The organism is Pseudomonas arcuscaelestis, assembly GCF_016881005.1.
GTDB lineage: Bacteria > Pseudomonadota > Gammaproteobacteria > Pseudomonadales > Pseudomonadaceae > Aquipseudomonas > Aquipseudomonas arcuscaelestis.
Genome location: NZ_JACOPV010000014.1, coordinates 94877 through 111175, shown reverse-complemented (window position 1 = coordinate 111175; position 16299 = coordinate 94877). Strand labels below are relative to the sequence as shown.

Annotated in this window: 14 protein-coding genes and 1 pseudogene; 8 read left to right on the top strand and 7 right to left on the bottom strand. The window is 59.1% G+C overall.

Annotation, left to right across the window (positions count from 1 at the left end; translation table 11 throughout):
- Positions 1-22 precede the first annotated feature (22 nt).
- Positions 23-193, top strand: a complete 171-nt coding sequence (locus tag H8F21_RS21315; protein ID WP_203478204.1) for a hypothetical protein — start codon at positions 23-25, stop codon at positions 191-193.
- Here H8F21_RS21315 and H8F21_RS21310 read toward each other — a convergent pair.
- The 5 genes and pseudogenes from H8F21_RS21310 to H8F21_RS30120 form a co-directional block, all read right to left on the bottom strand.
- Entirely contained in the window at positions 168-1172 is a 1005-nt protein-coding gene (locus H8F21_RS21310) for a lysylphosphatidylglycerol synthase transmembrane domain-containing protein (protein WP_203478202.1), read from the bottom strand. The two genes, H8F21_RS21315 and H8F21_RS21310, sit on opposite strands and share 26 nt — an antisense overlap.
- Positions 1169-1939: a DUF2334 domain-containing protein gene (locus H8F21_RS21305; protein ID WP_203585269.1), complete on the bottom strand. Its 771-nt coding sequence runs from the start codon at positions 1937-1939 to the stop codon at positions 1169-1171. The genes H8F21_RS21310 and H8F21_RS21305 overlap by 4 nt, the downstream gene beginning before the upstream one ends.
- Positions 1932-3053, bottom strand: coding sequence for a glycosyltransferase family 4 protein (locus H8F21_RS21300; protein WP_203478322.1), 1122 nt, complete (start codon positions 3051-3053; stop codon positions 1932-1934). Before H8F21_RS21300 ends, H8F21_RS21305 begins: the two co-directional genes overlap by 8 nt.
- A gap of 144 nt (positions 3054-3197) precedes the next feature.
- Complete coding sequence (locus tag H8F21_RS30125) at positions 3198-3962, bottom strand: methyl-accepting chemotaxis protein (protein ID WP_371922308.1); 765 nt, start codon at positions 3960-3962, stop codon at positions 3198-3200.
- A 93-nt stretch (positions 3963-4055) separates the two neighbouring features.
- A pseudogene (locus H8F21_RS30120) lies at positions 4056-5021 on the bottom strand (HAMP domain-containing protein); the annotation flags it as partial.
- Between the two features lie 225 nt (positions 5022-5246).
- Here H8F21_RS30120 and H8F21_RS21290 point away from each other — a divergent pair.
- On the top strand, positions 5247-6725 hold the full coding sequence (locus H8F21_RS21290; RefSeq protein ID WP_203478196.1) for a helicase HerA-like domain-containing protein: 1479 nt from the start codon (positions 5247-5249) through the stop codon (positions 6723-6725).
- Positions 6726-6870: 145 nt separating this feature from the next.
- On the opposite strand, the gene H8F21_RS21285 is transcribed toward H8F21_RS21290, so the two are convergent.
- Both H8F21_RS21285 and H8F21_RS21280 read right to left on the bottom strand, forming a co-directional pair.
- Positions 6871-8343, bottom strand: coding sequence for an inorganic phosphate transporter (locus tag H8F21_RS21285; RefSeq protein ID WP_203478186.1), 1473 nt, complete (start codon positions 8341-8343; stop codon positions 6871-6873).
- 335 nt (positions 8344-8678) lie between these two features.
- Entirely contained in the window at positions 8679-8879 is a 201-nt protein-coding gene (locus H8F21_RS21280) for a hypothetical protein (RefSeq protein ID WP_136474755.1), read from the bottom strand.
- 606 nt (positions 8880-9485) lie between these two features.
- Between H8F21_RS21280 and pcaR the strand changes: the two genes are divergently transcribed.
- The 6 genes from pcaR to H8F21_RS21250 all read left to right on the top strand — a co-directional run bounded on the left by pcaR (position 9486) and on the right by H8F21_RS21250 (position 16291).
- Positions 9486-10361 (top strand): IclR family transcriptional regulator, encoded by an 876-nt coding sequence (pcaR, locus tag H8F21_RS21275; RefSeq protein WP_203543552.1) that lies wholly within the window; start codon positions 9486-9488, stop codon positions 10359-10361.
- Positions 10362-10524: 163 nt separating this feature from the next.
- Positions 10525-11871, top strand: coding sequence for a 4-hydroxybenzoate transporter PcaK (locus H8F21_RS21270; RefSeq protein WP_203585268.1), 1347 nt, complete (start codon positions 10525-10527; stop codon positions 11869-11871).
- A 175-nt stretch (positions 11872-12046) separates the two neighbouring features.
- Positions 12047-12907 (top strand): CoA transferase subunit A, encoded by an 861-nt coding sequence (locus H8F21_RS21265; RefSeq protein ID WP_136474757.1) that lies wholly within the window; start codon positions 12047-12049, stop codon positions 12905-12907.
- On the top strand, positions 12904-13683 hold the full coding sequence (locus H8F21_RS21260) for a CoA-transferase subunit beta (RefSeq protein ID WP_203585267.1): 780 nt from the start codon (positions 12904-12906) through the stop codon (positions 13681-13683). Before H8F21_RS21265 ends, H8F21_RS21260 begins: the two co-directional genes overlap by 4 nt.
- Entirely contained in the window at positions 13680-14885 is a 1206-nt protein-coding gene (pcaF, locus tag H8F21_RS21255; RefSeq protein ID WP_203585292.1) for a 3-oxoadipyl-CoA thiolase, read from the top strand. The genes H8F21_RS21260 and pcaF overlap by 4 nt, the downstream gene beginning before the upstream one ends.
- 116 nt (positions 14886-15001) lie before the next feature.
- Entirely contained in the window at positions 15002-16291 is a 1290-nt protein-coding gene (locus H8F21_RS21250) for an MFS family transporter (RefSeq protein WP_203585266.1), read from the top strand.
- Positions 16292-16299 lie beyond the last annotated feature (8 nt).

Below are 16299 nucleotides of genomic sequence, written 5' to 3'. Positions count from 1 at the left end.
CGCGTTCCATGGAGGTTGCAAAATGGCCGATCCGCTCGACAAGGCAACCTCCAAAGCCCCACCCGTTCTTGGCGAGGGCTGTTTGAGCCGTTACGATCCAGAAGCCCTGGACAGCGAAGATGGCACCGATTTTCCCGGTGCCGCCGAACTCTGGAAGCAGCAATCGGCTAACGACGTGCCCGAGCCTGATTGAAGCGCCAGCGCGCCAGCAAGGGTCTGCCCAGCAGGCACAGGAATACCGGGCCACCAGCAAGCAAGTAGAAGTAATACGTCACCACCCGCCAGATCAGAATTGCAGCCGCCGCTGTAGATTTGCCTACCAGCGGGGTCAACAAGGCTGCCGAGGTCAGTTCTGCGGCACCGGCACCGCCTGGCAACAGGCTGAACTGGCCGGCGCTCAGCGAGAGCATCTGGATCAGAAAACTCAGCATCCATTGCAGGTCCACCCCAAGCCCCTGCAAGGCCAGATACAACACGCTATAGCGCAATCCCCAATGTACGCAGGTCAGGGCGAACACCAGTGCCAGCGTGCGCTTTGGCAGTCGCCAGGTATCGGCCAGCGCGCGAAAAAAGTGCAATACCTTGCACGTCCAGCGGCGTCGGCGCGAGGTTGATACCTTGAGTCTTCGTAGCAGACTGCCGCTCAAGTGCAGCATTGAGCGTCGGTATCCCAGAAGCAGCACAACCCCGGCCAGTACTCCGATCATCAATACGGCGCTGCTGGCGAGCAATCCCTCCAGGTTGCGACTGATGCTGTGAAACACTGAATATCCAGCGATTGCGAGCATGGCGCAGAGAAAAAAGACCAGATCATTGATCTGGTCGGCGGCGAACACAGCGCCACTGCGCGCCGGCCTGATGCGATCCTGAGCCAATAGCGCCATCAAGGCCAGCGGACCGCCGCTGCCACCGGGGGTGGTACAGATGGCGAACTCAGTAGCCATGATTACGCCCAGGCTACGCATCCGCCCCAGTTTTTCGCCCTGGCTGCCCAACAGTAGCCGCAAGCGCATGGCATTGATGACCCAGCACATCAGGATCATACCCAGCAGACCGAGCATCAGGGTGGGAGCAAAGCTGCGCAGGCGTACCAGTAGATCGCTACCGCCAAGCAAGGTCGGCACCAGCAGCGCCATCACCAGGGCCAGAAGCAACCAGAGCAGGCGGTTCACCTGGTCGGCCTGCTGGCGAGCCAGGCGGATTTGGTCAGCGGCGTACGGCCCTGTTGCATCAAGTGCTGCAAGGTTTGTAGCCAGTAGCGGCGGGAAAAGCTGTGGCGCATATCCACCGGGTGTAAGCCCAGGCGTATCACCGGCGCCTGCTGCAAGCGCGAGGCGTGCAGGTCGCAGGCGACCTTGGATAAGCCGCGACGCCAGGCACTGCGGGCGCTCCACACCAGCCCAGGGGCCTGGATGGGAGTGAAGTCTGGCAACCGATACAAGTAGCGAGGGTTACTGGTGAACTGCAAGGGGAGGTTGCGCAGTGCCCGGCGGGTGCCTTCGCTCATCAACCAGGCTGGCGCGACAAACCCTGCCAGGGGCCAGTCGAACTGGCGGAACAACGCCATGCCGGCCTCAAGACGTTCGAGTGCCGCAGCCTGGTCAAGGCTGTAGAACTCGCCTTCGTGTGTGTATATGCGCCGCATGAAATAGTCCCGTACCGAGCGTGGCGGTGGGCTGTCGTCAGCATGGTAGAAACCGTGCAGCACGAGTTCGTCGCCCCGGCGCAGGCGCAGGTCGAGCACGCGTCGAAAGCGGGTGGCCAGTGCCAGCGGATCGCGCTTGTGAAAGTTTGGAACCACCAGCCATGTCATGGGGATATCGCCTAAGGCATCCACAGCCTCTACGAATGGCTGGTAGTCAGGCCAGGTGTGCGGTGCAACGTCATGCAGCACCAGCAGCAGACTTCGCCCGTCTTGGTTAGCCGCGGGCTCAAGCATGGGTTCGTACCTGCAGTTCATGGCCCAGAACGGCGCGGTAGTGGGCCAGCAAACCATTTACAACGCTGTCCCAGGCGTAGTGTTGCTCGACGTGCCGGCGCGCCTGCTGGCCGAGTTGTACCGCCCCTTCTTCGAATACTTCACGCACTGCCTTGGCCATGGCCTGGCCATCGTTGGGGGTGCACAACCGACCAAAACGGTCGTCGACAATTTCTTTGAAGGCGCCTGCTGCCACCGCAATAACCGGAATTGCGCTGGCCATGGCTTCGAGTATGACCAGGCCGAAGGTTTCCTGGTCGCCGGCATGGATCAGGGCATCGGCACTGGCCAGCAAGCGGCCGACTTCGTGGGCCGGGCAGAAGTGGTCGATAACGCTGACGTTGGCCGGTACGTTGGAAGGCATGTGCGAGCCTACCAGCAGCAGGTGGTAGTGCCTGCCAAGGCGTTTCATGCAATCCAGCAGCACGGGAAGGTTTTTTTCCCGCGAGCCACGGCCGGCAAACACCAGTAAGTGGGTGTTGTCGGCGATATGCAGCTGGCGGCGCAGGTCGCTGTCGCGGTGTTGGGGGTTGAAGGTGGCAAGGTCTACGCCCAGGCGCTGTACATGGACATTGCCGACGCCAAGGCCGCGAAGTTTGTTGGCCATTACCAGGCTGGGAGCCAGGACCCGGTCAAAGTTGCCATACAATTTGCTGACATAGGCCTCAACATTGGGGGTGAACCAGTTGCCCATGCGGTTGCTGACCAACAGCGGCAGGTCCGAGTGGTAGAAGCCGATCACCGGTACATCGAGCTGGCGCCGCGCGTCCAGCGCTGCCCAGGCGGTGAGGTAAGGATCGCCGACTTCGATCAGGTCCGGTTGCAGGTCCTGGAGAATGTTGCGCCAGGGGGCCAGGCGCAAGGGAAAGCGGTAGCCGTTTCCAAACGGCAGGGCGGGGGCCGGTACCTGGTAGATACCATTGGCATGCTGGGGGCTGGCACCGGGGATCAACAGGCTGTGACGGACACCGGGGGTGTGGTCCAGGCGGCGATGTTTGGCATCAAGATAAGTACGCACGCCGCCACTGGCCGGGGCGTAGAACATGGTGATGTCAGCGATGTGCACGATCAGCATCCCTCCAAGATCGTCTCCAAGGTGTTTCATCGGCGATTGCTGCTCGCCTGATGACGTACCTAAAGGTGGACCTCTATGAAGGATAGTTTGTTCGATCGCGCTGCGAGGGGAGGGGCAGCGGTGCTCGCCGCTGCCCGAGGGCGGTCAGATGCGGAAGCTGCCGACCAGGTGCTTCAAGCGCGTGGCCTGTTGCTCGAGGTCGGCACAGGCGCGCAGGGTCGACTGCAGGTTTTCCACCCCTTCCTGGTTGAGCATGTTGATCTCATTGATGTCCATATTGATCGAGTCGACCACGGCAGTCTGCTCTTCGGTGGCGGTAGCCACTGACTGGTTCATGCCGTCGATCTCGCCGATGCGCAGGGTTACGCTGCCCAGGCGTTCACCGGCCTGATTGGCGATTTCAACGCTGTCCTGGCTGTGGCGCTGGCTCTGGCCCATGGTGTCGACCGACTCGCGGGCACCCACCTGCAGTTCTTCGATCATGTTCTGTACCTGTTGTGCAGACTCCTGGGTGCGGTGGGCGAGGTTACGCACTTCATCGGCGACCACGGCGAACCCGCGACCGGCTTCACCCGCCCGGGCCGCTTCGATAGCAGCGTTGAGTGCGAGCAGGTTGGTCTGCTGGGAGATGCTGGTGATCACTTCGAGGATCTGGCCAATGTTCACCGTTTTGCTGTTGAGCGTTTCGATATGTGAACTGGAGGTGCAGATCAAATCCGACAGGCGGTTCATCGCAGCAATACTGCGATCGACTACCTGCTGACCTTCTTCAGCCAGATGACGCGCTGAACTTGCTTGCTGCGAGGCCTGGGCAGCGTTGTGGGCAATTTCCTGGGCAGCGGCGCCAAGCTGGTTGATTGCGGCGGCGACACTGTTGGTCCGATTGGATTGCTCGTCGGAGTTGACCATCGAGGAGTTCGAGGCGCTGACCACGCGCAGCGCCACTTCGTTGACCTGTTCGGTGGCCGAAGACACTTCGCGGATCGAGGTGTGAATGCGCTCCACAAAGCGGTTGAACGCGGTGCCGAGGATGCCGAATTCGTCCTGACTGTGCAGGGTCAGGCGCTTGGTTAGATCACCTTCGCCTTCGGCGATGTCTTCCATGGCGCGGGTCATGGTATGCAACGGCTGCAACAGCACACGAATCAACAGGCCGAGCAGACTGATGATGATCACCACCGCAACCAGCGTGGCGATCACCGCTGACGTGCGGAAGGTGCTGAGCATTGCGTAGGCTTTGTCTTTTTCGACGGACAGGCCGATATACCAGTTAGCAGATGGCAGGCCTTTGACCGGGGCGAAGGTCAACAAGCGGGTCTGGCCGTTGATCTGCACCTCACTGAGGTCCTTGGTCAGGCGTGGGGTATTCTGCGGGAACAGGTCTGAAAGCGACTTCATCACCAGGTTCTTGTCCGGGTGAACCAGAATCTTGCCTTGGTCGTTGACCAGGAAGGCATAGCCCATACCGCCAAAGTTCAGCGAGTTGATAATTTCGGTGAGGCCATCAAGTGCCAGGTCGCCGCCGACGACACCGACGTTGCGCGCAGCAGTGGCAACCACCGAAATCACCATTTTGCCCGTGCTGACATCAATATAGGGTTCAGTGAGGATTGGGCCATTGGCGGCCATGCCGTCCTTGTACCAGGGACGCACTCGTGGATCGTAGCCATCAGGCATTTTGGTTTGAGGACGAATGGTGAAGCCACCATTGACGTCACCCAGATAAACAGTCAGAAAACTCGAAACAAGGGCCTGTTGGCCGAGCAAGGTGCCAACATTTTCCGCGCCGGGAAACGCGGCAATGTTCTGTGCCACGTTTTGTACGAGCAGAATACGCCCATCAAACAGGTTTTTAATATTGGTTGATGTGGTATCGCCCATCTCTACCAGATAACGTTCCAGATCTTCACGAATTGCATTGCGCTGCAGGTAATCGTTGTACAAAGTGAAGAGCGTGAAAGCGATCATGACGATCAAAGAAGCGGCCAGAAGGATCTTGTGGCTGAATCGGAGGTTTTTATTCATAACGAGTTTGTCCGCTAAGGTTTGTTATCCGGGTCGTTCGCACAAAGAGCAGTTTGAAAGCAGTGCAGGTCGGCTTTCCTTGTCGGGCTTATCCTGTCTTTCTGATGGTCTATCGCTAATGAGATATCGGCCGATTCGAGCCAAAGCTTAAATAGAGGGTGAAAAAACATGCCTGACTTTTCGCAGTTCATTCTTGGTGCCGATCCGGCCGGTCAACCGGTAGCCCAGGCCATGCGTCTGGCCAACCGTCACGGCCTGGTTGCCGGTGCGACCGGCACCGGCAAGACGGTGACTTTGCAGCATATGGCCGAGGCGTTCAGCGATGCCGGGGTAGCCGTGTTCGCCGCCGACGTCAAAGGTGACCTGTGTGGCTTGGGCGCCATCGGCAACCCTCAGGGCAAAGTTGCAGAGCGCATTGCTGCAATGCCGTGGCTCGAGTATCGGGCGCAGGCCTACCCTGTCAGCCTCTGGGATATTCATGGGCAGACCGGCCATCCCTTGCGCACCACCCTCAGTGAGATGGGACCTTTGTTGCTGGGCAACCTGCTGGAACTGACCGACAGCCAGCAGGCAGCACTTTATGCAGCATTCAAGGTGGCTGATCGCGAAGGTCTGCTGCTGCTCGACATCAAGGATCTCAAGGCGCTTCTGGCGCACCTCAAGGACAACCCGCAGTTGCTGGGCGATGACAGCGCGCTGATGACAACCGGTTCCAGTCAGGCACTGTTAAGGCGCTTGGCTACCCTGGAGCAACAAGGCGCCGAAGCCTTGTTTGGTGAGCCGGCGTTGCAATTGGAGGATCTGCTGCACCCCGATGCCGATGGTCGGGGGCGTATTCACTTGCTCGACGCCAGCCGGCTGGTTCACGAGGCGCCGAAGGTCTATGCGACGTTCTTGTTATGGCTGCTGGCTGAGTTGTTCGAGCAGCTTCCGGAGCGCGGCGATGCCGACAAGCCCTTGCTGGCTCTGTTTTTCGACGAGGCGCATCTGCTTTTCAATGGCACGCCCAAGGCGCTGCAGGATCGCCTGGAGCAAGTGGTTCGCCTGATTCGCTCCAAAGGTGTGGGGGTGTACTTCGTAACCCAGTCGCCAAGCGACTTGCCAGATGATGTTCTGGCCCAGTTGGGCTTGCGGGTTCAGCATGGCCTGCGCGCATTCACTGCCAAGGAGCAGAAGTCCTTGAAGGCTGTGGCTGAAGGCTTTCGTCCCAACCCGGATATCGACACCTTGAGCGTGTTGACGGAGCTTGGGATTGGTGAGGCCTTGGTGGGTACTTTGCAAGAGAAGGGCACACCGGGCATGGTCCAGCGAGTGTTGATTGCCCCGCCTCAGTCGCGGATCGGTCCTTTGAGCGCCGCGGAACGCGCTGCGCTGATCAAGGCATCGCCGTTGGCCGGGCGCTATGACAAGCCGGTGGATCGCGAGTCTGCCTACGAAATGCTCACGGCTCGCAAAGGTGGAGCCGGGGCGCCCGAGCAAGCGCCCGTTGCCGCCGAGGAGAGTTTTACCGACAAGGCCGGAGAGTTTTTGCAGAGCGCGGCCGGACAAGCGATCAAGTCGGCAATGCGCCAGGCAGCCAACCAGTTCGGGCGTCAGTTGGTACGGGGCTTGATGGGGTCGTTACTTGGGGGTAGCAAGCGCCGCTAGCCAGGTCGGGTACAGGGTTGACCCTTTCTGGCGCGTCAACGTTGTCGCAGGCCCAGCCAGTTGGAGCGGGCTGGCCCTGCGATGAGGCGGCGGATAGCAAATACGAAAAAGGCGCCCTAGGGCGCCTTTTTCAATGCGAGCCAGTTCAGACGATGAACTTGGTCGCCAGCCAGAACAAGCCAGCCGACAGGGCCACGGTTGCAGGCAGGGTCAGGACCCAGGCCAGCAGGATGGTCTTGACGGTGCCGCCTTGCAGGCCGCTTTTGTTTGCGACCATGGTACCGGCTACACCCGAGGACAAAACGTGGGTGGTCGATACCGGCAGGCTGAAGATGTTGGCCATGCCGATGGCGCAGGCAGCGGTGATTTGTGCCGACATGCCCTGGGCGTAAGTCATGCCCTGCTTGCCGATTTTTTCACCGATGGTCAGTACGACACGCTTCCAGCCAACCATGGTACCCAGGCCGAGGGCCAGGGCTACCGCGAGGATCACCCAGAACGGGGCGTACTCGGTAGTGGCGGTCAGGTCTTTGCGTAGCTTGTCCAGGTCAGCCTTTTCACGCGCTTGCAGGCCTGGCAGCTTGCCGACTTTCTTGGCAGTGTCGTCCAGGCAGAGAAGGTAACGACGCACTTCAACGCGTTTTTCCGGCGACAGCGAGCGGTACTCGGTTACGCCCTTGAGCGAGTCGAGCAGGGCATTGATAGTTGGCTCGGTTTGCTGCGGATTGCAACTGAACTGCTCTGGCAGGTCACCCGTTTGTGCCTTGCCCAGTGCCAGGAATTCGCCCAGGGTATCCTGGTTGCGCTGGTAGAACTGGTTAAGGTGCAGGGTGGCGTCGCGAGTACGCTCGATCTGGTAGGTGGTGCTGTTCAGGTCGAGAACGAACTGAGCTGGCACGATACCGATCAGTACCAGCATGATCAGGCCGATACCTTTCTGACCATCGTTGGAACCGTGCACGAAGCTTACGGCCATGGCGGAAATCACCAGTACTAGGCGGTTCCAGAAAGGTGGGTGCTTCTTGTCGTCGAGCTTGCGACGCTGTTCAGGCGTTTTGTGCATCTTCGACAGCGGACGCCACCATTTCAGCCCGAGCAGTACCAGCGCAGCCACGGCGAAACCGGCCAGGGGCGAGAGCACCAGGGACATGCCGATATCGATAGCTTTCTGCCAGTTGACCCCATCACCCAACGGGATGTCGCTGATCAGGGCATTGGCCAGGCCAACGCCAAGGATCGAGCCGATCAGGGTGTGCGAGCTGGACGCCGGAATACCGAAGTACCAGGTACCCAGGTTCCAGGCGATGGCGGCGGCGAGCAGAGAGAAAACCATGGCCAATCCATGACCGGTGTTAACGTTGATCAGCAGCTCCACCGGCAGCAGGTGGACGATGGCATAGGCCACCCCGACACCGCCGAGCAGCACACCAAGGAAGTTGAACACCCCGGAAAAGAACACCGCCAGGTGTGGGGGCATGGCTTTGGTATAAATGACTGTAGCTACCGCGTTAGCGGTGTCATGAAAGCCATTGATGAACTCGAAGGCGAGTACGAAGGTCAAAGCGAGCAGCAAGCTCACCAGTACCCAAGCATCAAGTCCGCTGAATAAATCGATCATGAAGGTTTTCTGACCCGGTCATAAGGGGGCGCGATTATGCCAGAAATCCCGGTTAATCGATGCACCCGCCGCTGACCGGTCTTGGCCGTTTTGGCGCTTTTTCGGGCAACTATGTAGTGGATAACGCCCGGTAAATAAGCGTTAAATTCGGTAAAAATCGAGAAAATATAAAGGTTTACGCATTTTTTTTGCGCGCATTAAAAATTCAAACGGCCGTATGAAATTTGTGAAATTCCATTTCCGCCTTCTGCACATGCTGTAATGGTCAGCCTTCAGGGACCGTTGTAGGCGCCCGCAATCCGCCTGCTTGAAGCAGGCGGTAAGCGCGACAGCTGCTATGGCTCGTCAGGCTTGAGCTCTTTTTCGATCTTTTGCAGTTCCTGGGCAAATGCCTGGTCCAGGATACTTGCACGTTTACGCCAGGGCTTGCGCTCTGGGTCGGGTTGTGCGGCGTAGGTGGTGACTTCCCCGCCATAAACTTCCTTGTAACGTTGCTCCTGGCGCTCAAGTTCCGCGCGCAGTTCGTCTTTCGTCACAGTGCTACCTGTTGGTTATGAATAAACTCCGGCGTTAACGCGTGCGGGGCTTTGTTAAAGCACACCGTGCACACGGCTACGCGGCCAGAGCGTGATTACTGTCGCAGCAACAGTAGTTCTGAATAGGCAAGTCTATGCGTATAGCAGAATTTTCAAACATGTGGACTTGCATCAGGGCCACACCCGATATGCCTTCTGATCAGCGCAGCGTGAATCCTGCAACTACCTTCCGAGCCAGGCGTGGAACTTGATTATAGCAAGCAAGTTCTATCGTCGTGTAACTCTGTTGTTTCAGTAGTGACAACAAACACCGGCATTTGTTGCGGGTTTGTTAAATAGCTGTGTGGTTTCGCTTGAACGCTTGCCGACAGCAAAAGTTCTTCAGCGATTGTTAACAGATTGCCGTCACGGCCTGGGGAAGGAAAAACGGCCTCGCTTCGTGGGCAAGGCCGTGCCTGGGACTTCTACGGTGGGTACCTGACCAGTCTCTCCAAGAAGCCACATGGTGGCGGTAGAAAGGTATAAGCAATTGAGGGTGGCGGTCAATTGCGATTATCGGTCGATGGTTCGATAATCGCCCCACTGACCGTGTTGTCGAGATGAGCCATGACAGAAGAAACCCCGCCCAAAGCGCCTGGATTGAACGATGAGGTACGCAGTTCGTTTGCGTCCCTAGCGCCCCCCATCGTTGCCTCGCCGGCAAAACGCATACAGGCGTTTACCGGCGATCCGGATTTCATGACCTCTCTGGCCCGTGGGCTGGCGGTGGTTCAGGCGTTCCAGGAGCGCAAGCGTCATTTGACTATCGCGCAGATCAGCCATCGCACGGAAATTCCACGTGCTGCCGTGCGCCGTTGCCTGCACACCTTGATCAAGCTGGGCTACGCCACTACCGATGGACGCACCTATTCACTCCTGCCCAAAGTATTGACCCTTGGTCACGCGTATTTGTCCTCCACGCCACTGGCGGTGTCGGCCCAGCCGTATCTGGATCGAATGAGTGATCAATTGCACGAGGCCTGCAACATGGCCACCCTCGAAGGCGACGACATCCTTTATATAGCTCGCTCGGCCACGGTGCAGCGCTTGATTTCCGTGGATCTTTCGGTCGGAGGGCGGCTGCCGGCCTACTGCACGTCCATGGGCCGCATCCTCCTGGCGGCGCTGGATGATGCAACGCTGCATGAATACCTGGAACATGCCGACCTGCAGGCCAAGACCAGTCGTACCATCCACGATCCGGCGGCGCTGCTTGAGTGCTTGCAGCAGGTACGTCAGCAGGGTTGGTGTGTGGTTGACCAGGAATTGGAGCAAGGCCTGCGTTCAATTGCCGTACCGGTCTACGATGCGTCCGGGCAGGTGCTGGCAGCGTTGAACGTCAGTACCCATGCCGGTCGGGTCAGCCGTTCCGAGCTTGAGCAGCGCTTCCTGCCAATCATGATCGCCGCCAGTCGCGATTTGAGTACCCAGTTGTTTGCCTGACACGGCACGTTCCTGTTCGATAAACGCACAGTGTTGCGTTTACCGAATTGCGCCGCTTTCGGCCTGTTATTAATGTCCTTCGCACACCGATCGGTCTGTCCCGATCGGTTGTGGCGATCACGCGCGCACCCGCACATTCGCGCGCTTCTACTGGATAAAAATAATGAACAGTCCACAAGCTGCTGTCGGAAACTGCCTTGATGTGCAGTCTTTCATCAATACACAACCCCTGTCGCGCTACCAATGGCGCGTGGTGATTCTGTGCTTCCTTATTGTTTTTCTCGATGGTCTGGACACCGCCGCCATGGGCTTCATTGCCCCGGCGCTGTCCCAGGATTGGGGCATCGACCGCGCCAGCCTGGGCCCGGTCATGAGTGCGGCGCTGATTGGCATGGTGTTCGGGGCGCTGGGCTCGGGCCCCCTGGCCGACCGCTTTGGACGCAAGGTGGTGCTGGTGGGGGCGGTGGTGGTGTTCGGCGCTTTCAGTCTGGCATCGGCCTACAGCAGCAATCTCGATCAATTGCTGGTGCTGCGTTTTCTCACCGGCCTGGGGCTTGGCGCCGGTATGCCCAACGCCACCACACTGCTTTCCGAATACACCCCGGAACGACACAAGTCGCTGCTGGTCACCAGTATGTTCTGTGGTTTCAACCTGGGCATGGCCGGCGGTGGGTTCATTTCGGCCAAGCTGATTCCGGCATTCGGCTGGCATAGTTTGCTGCTGATCGGTGGCCTTCTGCCGCTGTTACTTGCCGTGGTCCTGTTGTTCTGGTTACCGGAGTCTGCGCGCTTTCTGGTGGTGCGCAACCGTGGTACCGATAAGGTGCGCAAGACCCTAACGCCGATCGATCCGGCCATTGTCGGCCAGGCATCGAGTTTCAGCGTGCCGGAACAGAACTCGGTGAAGGCTCGCAATGTGTTTGCGGTGATTTTCTCCGGAACCTATAGCGCCGGCACCATATTGTTGTGGCTGACGTATTTCATGGGCCTGGTAATTGTCTACCTGCTCACCAGTTGGTTGCCAACGCTGATGCGCGACAGTGGCGCGAGCATGGAGCAGGCCGCATTTATTGGTGCCTTGTTCCAGTTCGGCGGGGTGCTCAGTGCGGTGGTCGTAGGCTGGGCCATGGACCGCTTCAACCCACACAAGGTTATCGGCACTTTCTATCTGCTGGCAGGGGTATTTGCCTACGCGGTGGGCCAGAGCCTTGGCAACATCACCGTGTTGGCGACGCTGGTGCTGATTGCGGGTATGTGCGTCAACGGTGCGCAATCGGCCATGCCTTCGCTGGCGGCGCGTTTCTATCCGACCCAAGGCCGTGCCACGGGCGTGTCATGGATGCTCGGCATCGGTCGTTTCGGCGCCATTCTAGGTGCCTGGATGGGCGCGACCCTGTTGGGGTTAGGTTGGAACTTCGAACAGGTGCTCACCGCCCTGGTTATCCCGGCAGCGCTGGCCACCCTGGCAGTGATCATCAAAGGCATGGTCAGCCACGCTGACGCAACTTGAGTGGCGGACTGCTTCGGCGAGATTGTTTAGCAGGGTAACAATCGGTTCGATAATCGAACAGTTAGTCGATTATCGGATTGTACCGGCCCCAGCCCCGTCTTAATCTGAAGTCCTACCGGCGCCGCTCCAGGCGCCTTGCACACCGACCTCGACTCAGCATATCCAGGAGTCTGCAATGGCTGAAATTCTCTCGCTCCACGACGCCGTGAAGCAATTCGTCCATGACGGTGACAGCGTCGCCCTCGAAGGCTTTACGCATTTGATTCCGACTGCCGCCGGGCATGAAATCATTCGTCAGGGCAAGAAAGATCTGACCCTGGTACGTATGACTCCTGACCTGATCTACGATCAGCTGATCGGCGCCGGCTGTGCTCGTAAACTGATTTTTTCCTGGGGTGGCAACCCCGGTGTCGGCTCGTTGCACCGTTTGCGCGACGCCGTCGAAAAGCAGTGGCCGCAAGCAATGGAAATCGAAGAGCACAGCCATGCTGACCTGGCCAACGCCTATGTTGCCGGTGCCTCGGGCCTGCCTTTTGCCGTGCTGCGCGCTTATGCCGGCTCCGATCTGCCCAAGGTCAACCCGCTGATCAAGAGCGTGACCTGCCCGTTTACCGGTGAAGTGCTTGCCGCCGTTCCTTCGGTTCGCCCGGATGTCACCGTGATTCACGCACAGAAGGCCGACCGCAAAGGCAACGTGCTGCTCTGGGGCATCCTTGGTGTACAGAAAGAGGCAGCACTGGCGGCCAAGCGTTGCATCGTCACTGTCGAAGAAATTGTCGATGACCTCAAGGCGCCGATGAACGCCTGTGTGCTGCCTACCTGGGCACTTTCGGCGGTCTGTCTGGTGCCTGGCGGTGCGCACCCATCCTACGCGCATGGCTATTACGAGCGAGACAACCGTTTCTATCAGGCCTGGGATCCGATTGCGCGCAATCGCGAGGTCTTCACCGCCTGGATCGACGAATACATTCGCGGCACCGCCGATTTCAACGAATTCAAGGCAAAACTGGCCAGCGCTTCGGAGGCTGCACAATGAGCTACTCCACCAATGAAATGATGACCGTCGCCGCAGCCCGTCGTCTGCGCAATGGTGCCGTGTGCTTCGTGGGCATTGGCCTGCCTTCCAAGGCTGCTAACCTGGCGCGGCTGACGTCTTCTCCGGATGTGGTACTGATCTATGAATCCGGTCCGATTGGCGCCAAGCCAAGCGTATTGCCGCTTTCGATTGGTGACGGTGAACTGGCCGAAACTGCGGACACCGTGGTGCCGACCGGCGAAATCTTTCGGTACTGGCTGCAGGGTGGTCGTATTGATGTGGGTTTTTTGGGCGCCGCTCAAGTGGACCGCTTCGGCAACATCAACACCACGGTAGTCGGTGACTATCATCAGCCTAAAGTGCGCCTGCCAGGTGCCGGTGGCGCGCCGGAGATTGCCGGCTCCGCCAAGCAGGTGTTGATCATCCTCAAGCAGTCCAACCGTGCCTTTGTCGACAAACTCGACTTCATCACCTCGGTGGGCCACGGCGAAGGAGGGGATTCGCGCAAGCGCCTGGGACTGCCTGGCGAAGGGCCGGTGGGAATCATCACTGACCTGTGCATCATGGAACCGGAAGCGGATACCCACGAGTTCGTCGTGACCGCGATCCATCCTGGTGTGACCCGTGAGCAAATTGTAGCGGCCACTGGCTGGGCGATTCGTTTTGCCGATGATGTCCAGATCACCGCCGAACCGACTGAAGTCGAGCTCAGTGCCTTGCGCGACCTGGAAGCGCGCACTGCTGCTGCCCACGGCCAAGCGCCAGGAGAAGCATAATGCGCGAAGTGTTTATCTGCGACGCCATTCGCACTCCCATTGGCCGTTTCGGCGGCGCCCTCGCCGGTGTACGTGCCGATGATCTGGCAGCCGTACCGCTCAAGGCACTGATCGAGCGTAACCCGCAAGTGCAATGGGACCAGGTGGACGAAGTGTTCCTCGGCTGCGCCAACCAGGCCGGTGAAGACAACCGTAACGTTGCGCGTATGGCGCTGTTGCTGGCCGGTTTGCCGGACAGCGTGCCGGGGGTAACCCTCAACCGTCTTTGTGCCTCGGGTATGGACGCGGTAGGCACGGCATTTCGTGCCATTGCTAGCGGCGAAATGGAGCTGGCAATTGCCGGTGGCGTCGAGTCGATGTCCCGCGCTCCATTTGTCATGGGTAAGGCCGACAGCGCCTACTCGCGCAACATGAAGCTGGAGGACACCACCATTGGCTGGCGTTTCATCAATCCGCTGATGAAGGCTCAGTATGGCGTCGATGCCATGCCGCAGACGGCTGACAACGTCGCCGATGATTACCAGGTGTCGCGTGCCGACCAAGATGCCTTCGCGCTGCGCAGCCAGCAGCGAACCGCTGCAGCCCAGGCCGCTGGTTACTTTGCCGAAGAAATCGTGGCTGTGCGTATCGCCCACAAGAAGGGCGATACGGTGGTTGAGCAGGACGAGCATCCTCGGGCCGACACTACCCTTGAAGCCCTGACCCGCCTCAAGCCGGTCAACGGCCCAGACAAAACCGTCACTGCTGGCAACGCTTCGGGCGTTAACGATGGTGCCGCCGCGCTGTTGCTGGCGTCGGCTGATGCGGTGAAAAAGCACGGCTTGACCCCGCGTGCCCGGGTACTGGGAATGGCCAGTGCCGGCGTCGCTCCGCGCGTGATGGGCATTGGTCCAGTGCCCGCAGTGCGCAAGCTGAGCGAGCGTCTCGGTGTGGCAGTCAGTGATTTCGATGTGATTGAGCTGAACGAAGCCTTCGCCAGCCAAGGCTTGGCCGTCCTGCGTGAACTGGGGCTGGCCGACGATGCGCCACAGGTTAATCCCAATGGCGGCGCGATCGCCCTGGGGCACCCGCTGGGCATGAGTGGCGCGCGTCTGATTCTCACGGCCATGCATCAGCTGGAGAAAACCGGCGGCCGCAAAGGCTTGGCAACGATGTGTGTCGGCGTAGGGCAAGGCTTGGCTTTGGCCATCGAGCGGGTGTAATTCAATCACCGGTAAGAGCGTCCCCCACGCAGGGACACCCTTACCGGCGATTGTTCGTGGAACGAGGTGTTACTGATTGTGTCTAGACTTCAGTAACCCTCCAAGAGTGAAATGCCATGACTTCTACCTATTACACGGGTGAAGAGCGCAGCAAGCGTATTTTCGCCATCGTCGGCGCCTCCTCGGGCAATTTGGTGGAATGGTTCGACTTTTATGTCTATGCCTTCTGCGCGATCTATTTTGCCCCGGCCTTTTTTCCTTCAGGCGACCCAACCGTACAGTTGCTCAACACCGCCGGGGTGTTTGCCGCCGGTTTTCTGATGCGGCCCATTGGTGGCTGGCTGTTCGGCAGGGTGGCTGACCGTCATGGCCGCAAGAATTCGATGATGATCTCGGTGCTGATGATGTGCGCAGGTTCCTTGGTCATTGCCTGCTTGCCGACCTACGCCTCTATTGGCGCCTGGGCACCGGCACTGTTGTTGCTGGCGCGGCTGTTCCAGGGCTTGTCGGTGGGCGGCGAATACGGCACCACTGCCACGTACATGAGTGAAGTGGCGCTTCGCGGCCAGCGCGGCTTCTTTGCCTCGTTCCAATACGTGACCCTGATCGGCGGGCAGTTGCTGGCGGTGCTGGTGGTGGTCATCCTCCAACAGGTGCTCAGCGAGGATGAGCTGCGTGCCTGGGGCTGGCGGATTTCATTCGTGGTAGGTGCTGTAGCCGCGGTGATTTCGTTGTTTCTGCGTCGCTCGCTGGAAGAAACCAGCAGTGCCGAAACCCGCAACGACAAAGAGGCTGGCAGTATTTCCGGCTTGTTTCGCAACCATGCGGCGGCCTTTATCACCGTGCTTGGCTACACCGCTGGTGGTTCGTTGATTTTCTACACCTTCACCACCTACATGCAGAAGTACCTGGTGAACACCGCAGGCATGAGCGCCAAGACCGCAAGCTTCATCATGACCGGGGTGCTGTTCTTGTATATGTGTATGCAGCCGTTGTTCGGCATGCTCTCCGACCGCATCGGCCGACGCAATTCGATGTTGCTGTTCGGCGCTTTGGGCACCTTGTTTACGGTGCCGATCCTGATGGCCCTGAAGACGGTCACCAGTCCGTTCCTGGCGTTCGTGCTGATCACCCTGGCGCTGTGCATCGTCAGTTTCTATACCTCGATCAGTGGGCTGGTCAAAGCCGAGATGTTCCCGCCGCAGGTTCGTGCCCTGGGTGTGGGCCTGGCCTACGCGGTGGCCAATGCGATGTTTGGCGGTTCCGCTGAATATGTGGCATTGGGGCTCAAGTCGATCGGGATGGAAAATACCTTTTACTGGTACGTTACCGTCATGATGGCCATTGCTTTTCTGTTCAGTCTGCGTTTGCCCAAGCAGGCCGCCTATCTGCACCACGACCATTGACCTGTTAA

Coding starts and splice junctions, on each gene's coding strand:
- H8F21_RS21315 (WP_203478204.1), top strand. CDS start 23: ATGGCCGATCCGCTCGACAAGGCAACCTCCAAAGCCCCACCCGTTCTT.
- H8F21_RS21305 (WP_203585269.1), bottom strand. CDS start 1,939: ATGCTTGAGCCCGCGGCTAACCAAGACGGGCGAAGTCTGCTGCTGGTG.
- H8F21_RS21300 (WP_203478322.1), bottom strand. CDS start 3,053: ATGCTGATCGTGCACATCGCTGACATCACCATGTTCTACGCCCCGGCC.
- H8F21_RS30125 (WP_371922308.1), bottom strand. CDS start 3,962: ATGGTCAACTCCGACGAGCAATCCAATCGGACCAACAGTGTCGCCGCC.
- H8F21_RS21290 (WP_203478196.1), top strand. CDS start 5,247: ATGCCTGACTTTTCGCAGTTCATTCTTGGTGCCGATCCGGCCGGTCAA.
- H8F21_RS21285 (WP_203478186.1), bottom strand. CDS start 8,343: ATGATCGATTTATTCAGCGGACTTGATGCTTGGGTACTGGTGAGCTTG.
- pcaR (WP_203543552.1), top strand. CDS start 9,486: ATGACAGAAGAAACCCCGCCCAAAGCGCCTGGATTGAACGATGAGGTA.
- H8F21_RS21270 (WP_203585268.1), top strand. CDS start 10,525: ATGAACAGTCCACAAGCTGCTGTCGGAAACTGCCTTGATGTGCAGTCT.
- H8F21_RS21265 (WP_136474757.1), top strand. CDS start 12,047: ATGGCTGAAATTCTCTCGCTCCACGACGCCGTGAAGCAATTCGTCCAT.
- H8F21_RS21260 (WP_203585267.1), top strand. CDS start 12,904: ATGAGCTACTCCACCAATGAAATGATGACCGTCGCCGCAGCCCGTCGT.
- H8F21_RS21250 (WP_203585266.1), top strand. CDS start 15,002: ATGACTTCTACCTATTACACGGGTGAAGAGCGCAGCAAGCGTATTTTC.